This window comes from Brevibacillus sp. NRRL NRS-603 (assembly GCF_003013445.1).
GTDB classification, from domain to species: Bacteria; Bacillota; Bacilli; order Brevibacillales; family Brevibacillaceae; genus Brevibacillus; species Brevibacillus formosus.
The window spans coordinates 1-2,864 of the sequence record NZ_PXZN01000091.1; the positions used below are offsets into that span (position 1 = coordinate 1).

3 protein-coding genes are annotated in these 2,864 nt (G+C 50.9%); all 3 read left to right on the top strand.

What is annotated here, in order from left to right; all coding sequences use genetic code 11:
- Positions 1-349: 349 nt before the first annotated feature.
- The 3 genes from C7R94_RS28310 to C7R94_RS28320 are packed head-to-tail and all read left to right on the top strand — an operon-like array spanning position 350 to position 2,836.
- Complete coding sequence (locus C7R94_RS28310) at positions 350-859, top strand: MerR family transcriptional regulator (RefSeq protein WP_106785885.1); 510 nt, start codon at positions 350-352, stop codon at positions 857-859.
- A complete protein-coding gene (locus C7R94_RS28315; protein WP_106785886.1) occupies positions 852-1,292 on the top strand; it encodes an SRPBCC family protein in 441 nt (146 codons plus the stop codon). The genes C7R94_RS28310 and C7R94_RS28315 overlap by 8 nt, the downstream gene beginning before the upstream one ends.
- On the top strand, positions 1,289-2,836 hold the full coding sequence (locus tag C7R94_RS28320; RefSeq protein WP_106785887.1) for an MFS transporter: 1,548 nt from the start codon (positions 1,289-1,291) through the stop codon (positions 2,834-2,836). Before C7R94_RS28315 ends, C7R94_RS28320 begins: the two co-directional genes overlap by 4 nt.
- Positions 2,837-2,864 lie beyond the last annotated feature (28 nt).

The following is a 2,864-nucleotide window of genomic DNA, read 5'->3' on the forward strand; positions in this document are numbered from 1 at the left end:
ATTTATCTCCCTCAAAAAAGCCGTTTCCTTTTTTGTGACACTGCAATACTTTGGCAATGTCGCGTCCAACCGAAGGCTTTTCTGCCAGTACAACTGTTTTGCTCATGTACGACATCCTTTCAAACCAATTCAACATCCTGTTATCCATTGTAAACAAAAAAGCAGGAAGAAGGGGCTTCGAAATGTTTCGAGAAAATAAAGTTTTAAACTCTTAGGGATATGGAACGCTAACGGGCAAGCTCACTTTCGCATTGGAAAAAACTTCAAAAGCATCCTTGACCATTACGTAACGTAACGGTTTATAGTGAAATTACCGGTGAAACGCTAGCGATCAAGAAAGGGGCTGATCATGAAACGACATTGGAAAGTCGGAGAACTTGCGAAGATGGCAGGAATTACGATACGAACTTTACGTTTTTACGATCAGATAGGTTTGTTTTCTCCATCCGGCTATTCTCCATCCGGATACAGACTCTACACCGAAAAGGACATTTCTCGCCTACAGCAAATTTTGTCCTTAAAGGAGTTGGGGTTATCCCTGGAGCAGATTAAAGCCGTTATGACCGGAGACCAGCTCAGCCTGTCAGACATTGTTACCATTCAAATTGACAGCCTGAAAGAAAGTATCCGCATGCAGCAGAAACTCTTGCACGAGCTTGAAAATGTATCGAGTCGGATGCAGAGGAACGAACCGTTTACCGTTGAGCATTTCATGAACATCATACGGACGATGAGAATGAATCATGAGAAGTTTTTCGCCGAGAGAAAATCGAGTATGGATCGCCACCTCGACCGACTTGGTGAATATTTAGATGAGCATCCGGAAGAGCCCGGACAAGGAGGTTTCGACAGTGAGTGAAAGATCTGCCAAACATTCCACATTTGTCATCGAAAGGCACTATAAACATTCTCCTGCCCGTGTATTCGCTGCATGGGCGGGTCAAGCAGCCAAAGCCAGTTGGTTTCCTAAAGCCGACGAGTTCGACTTCCGTGTCGGCGGCCGTGAATTCAATCGCGGTGGTCCGCCTGGGGGACCCGTTTACACATTTGATGCCTGCTATCAGGAAATTGTTCAGAATGAGAGAATTGTATACTCATACACGCTCGACATGGAAGACAAGCGGATTTCTGTTTCCGTGACGACGGTGGAATTCGATTTCGTGGACGGCGGCACGTGCTTGATCTATACCGAGCAGGGCGTTTTTCTGGACGGTCTCGATACGCCTGAACAGCGTGAACACGGAACAAAGGTGATGTTGGATCGACTTGGAGAGGTTCTTGACGGCCAATGAAAAATGCTGCGCTTGAATCGAGTAACCGGGCCGGTTTGAACGAATGGATTGGACTTGCCGTGCTTTCATTGCCTGCACTGCTCGTTTCGCTCGACTTGTCCGTCATGATTCTCGCCCTTCCTCACATAAGCGTCTCTATCGGCGCTGACGGTACAGAACAGCTCTGGATCATGGACATATACGGCTTCATGCTTTCGGGTTTTCTAATCACGATGGGTTCGCTTGGAGATCGGATTGGCCGCCGTAAGCTACTGATGATCGGCGCCGCGGCATTCGGTGCAGCTTCGGTGTTGGCCGCTTATTCCAACACCTCTGGAATGCTGATTGCAGCACGGGCGCTGCTCGGCATAGCCGGGGCGACGGTATCGCCTTCGTCCCTGGCTTTAATCAGGAATATGTTCCGCGATCATAAGCAGCGTTCCCTCGCCATAGGCGTATGGTTCATGTGCTCCATGGGAGGCATGGCGCTTGGCCCAGTAGTCGGCGGGATGATGCTGGAGCATTTTTCATGGGGTTCGATTTTTCTACTCGGGGTTCCAGTCATGGCGCTGCTGTTGTTGACTGCGTCCCATCTTCTGCCTGAATATCGGGATCCCGCACCTGGTCATTTGGATATGACTAGCGTCGTGCTGTCGATGTGTACCATTCTACCGGCCATATACGGCCTAAAGGAAATGGCTAAGCAAGGTCTACAGACTCTGCCGCTCATTGCCCTCGCGGCTGGAGTTGTTTTCGGGACGTTATTCGTAAGACGGCAGCAACGGTTGGACAGTCCGCTAATGGACTTGCGCCTATTTGCAAATCCGGCCTTCAGCACAGCACTGGGCGGCTTGTTCGGCATCACTTTGACAGGCGCTTCCATGCTCTTCATCGCACAGCATCTTCAATTCGTGGAAGGACTCTCGCCGCTTGCAGCAGCGATGTGCATGCTCCCGGGAGTGGTTGCGTCTATGGCGGGTATGTTGTTGTCGCCGATCATCGCTCGGCGAGTTCGACCGTCGCACCTTATCGGGGCAGGCCTTGCCGTCTCAGCGACTGGTTGTATTTTACTGTCCCAGGTAGAGGCGGGATCCGGACTCTCTACCCTGATCGTCGGTTATATCTTTTTTAATGCGGGAGTGGCCCCGTTTGCGAGCTTGTCCAGCGATCTAATTATCGGATCGGCCCCGCCAGCGAAAGCGGGTTCGGCGGCGTCCTTGCTGCAGACGAGCGGTGAATTCGCATTCGCACTTGGGATCGCTGTATTAGGGAGCATCGGAACATACGTGTACCGCACTCAAATTGCTGGCTTCATACCGAGAGATGTTATACCGTTAACATCCGGAGCCTACCGTGAAAGTCTGGCTGGGGCAGTGTCGGCGGCTAAAGCTTTACCCGAACCTATTGGTTCAACCCTTCTTCATGGCGCCCAGAAAGCCTTTACCCACGGCATGCATACTGTTGTGGGCGTTAGCGGCGGGCTTATGATCGCGATCGCCATACTCACCGTGATCAAGCTTCGGCATATCCCTCCCATTGGGCAGAAAACGCCAGGTGAGATGTAATGATCTATGGCAGTCTAGGACTTTATTT

What these genes read in the sequence shown, in the direction of transcription:
- C7R94_RS28310 (WP_106785885.1), top strand. Translation starts at nt 350, where the DNA reads ATGAAACGACATTGGAAAGTCGGAGAACTTGCGAAGATGGCAGGAATT.
- C7R94_RS28320 (WP_106785887.1), top strand. Translation starts at nt 1,289, where the DNA reads ATGAAAAATGCTGCGCTTGAATCGAGTAACCGGGCCGGTTTGAACGAA.